We start from the raw sequence: 1,529 nt of genomic DNA on the forward strand, positions 1-1,529 counted from the left end.
TTTCGGGAAACCCATCCACATCTGGGGCAGGACTTGGAAGTTAGGTGTGGGTTAACCTCCTTAACAAAGGAACCATAAAGTGGGGCCTTGTATTTAAGCACACTGTGAACAGTTTTCCAAACAGTTTTGGAAATCTTCTTAGACAAATTTTCGTTAGCATCTCTAAACATCTCTTGTTTATTAAGTTTTTCAACAGCAAAAGTCGTCAAGGGATACATCTCCAATAGTTTGTTCACGAACTTGTGAATATAATTTCTAACTCTATTCTTCTCTCTGTGAGAATACTTTCTTAACAACGCTTTTCCCTTCCTACCGTGTTTAGAAGCAAAAGATTGTATTTTACTCCTCTTTAACTCCATACCGTATTTTAGACTGTACAACTCCTTGATTGAAAATGTAACGAACTTCTCTCCATCATAAGCGTCCAACGTGTATAAGTTGCTATCAATAGAGAGAAAATTTAGGGGAGTGCTCCACTTTAACTTATAACGAAATGGTAAATATACATTGTCCTGTTTTATCACAGGTTCACCCAGTTCAAGCCCCTTAACTCTTCTAGAGAACCATTTGTGAGACCATGAAAAGGTAATATATCGATAAGGTCTTACAGTAATCCTTACACTCTCACCATCAACTTTCCTAAGAGTTGACTTTATTCTAACGTAAACCTTTCTCAGTGTTGGTTTCCTCAATGAAGCTTTTCCCTTCTCAGCCCTCCTCCTCCAAGCCTTTAAGATCGAGTAAGCATCATTTATAGCTTTGTCAACGTAGTGGGAAGCCAAATTGTTGATCTTCTCTAGCTCGTCTCTTAACGTCTTGTACATTTCCTTTTTCTTAGGCAAGGTTATTTTAACCTTCGTGATGACTTTCTTACCCTTCACTTCTTTTCTCTCAACTTTAGCTCTCTCCCACAAGTAGTCTAAAGCTTTCTGTAATAGGACTCTGTAGTTCTCTATTAATATCTTGCTTTCCTCCTTCTTATCATTTTTGATGGAGTACGTTATGTAAACGTACTCCTCCTCTGGGGTAAAACTCCTAATTCTTAAGTTCCTCAACACACTTCTTCACATCTTCGTATTTATGACTCCTCATTCCATATAGTTTTCCGCTGAACGAGACCAATATGGAAATTAAGTCCTCTATTAACTCTTGTTCTGGTGTTTTGTCCTCATTGTCTAACACTACTATTTCGCAGTTGTGTGCTTTGCATACTTCCTCAATTATCTCGAAATTGAACCTAACTAGCCTGTCTGGGTAAGCAACAACTACTTTTAATACCTCGTTATTAAGTATCATCCTTAACAACTTGAGGAATCCTTTCCTCTTCACGTTTAACCCAGATCCAACGTCTGTTATTACTTGGTCGTAATCCTTAACTTGCTCTTGCAAGTATTTTACTTGGTTTACTAAGTCATCTTTTTGCGTGTTTGATGATACCCTAGCGTATAGTATCACTTTCCTCTTCCTTACTATTCCCATCAATTTCTCAACATCTTCTTCCCTGAACCTCCATTTTCCACTCTCTAATA

The 1,529-nt window shown here is 37.7% G+C and carries 2 protein-coding genes; both read right to left on the reverse strand.

Going from position 1 to position 1,529, the window contains the following annotated elements; genetic code table 11:
* A partial coding sequence (locus ACP5GV_RS08005) for an IS200/IS605 family accessory protein TnpB-related protein (RefSeq protein WP_428103265.1) occupies positions 1-1,058 on the reverse strand: 1,058 nt, incomplete at its 3' end.
* Positions 1,036-1,529 (reverse strand): IS607 family transposase (locus ACP5GV_RS08010; RefSeq protein WP_428103267.1); only part of this gene is annotated, 494 nt, incomplete at its 5' end. The genes ACP5GV_RS08005 and ACP5GV_RS08010, both read right to left, overlap by 23 nt.

The organism is Caldisphaera sp. (assembly GCF_049974385.1).
Taxonomy (GTDB): Archaea; Thermoproteota; Thermoprotei_A; order Sulfolobales; family Acidilobaceae; genus Caldisphaera.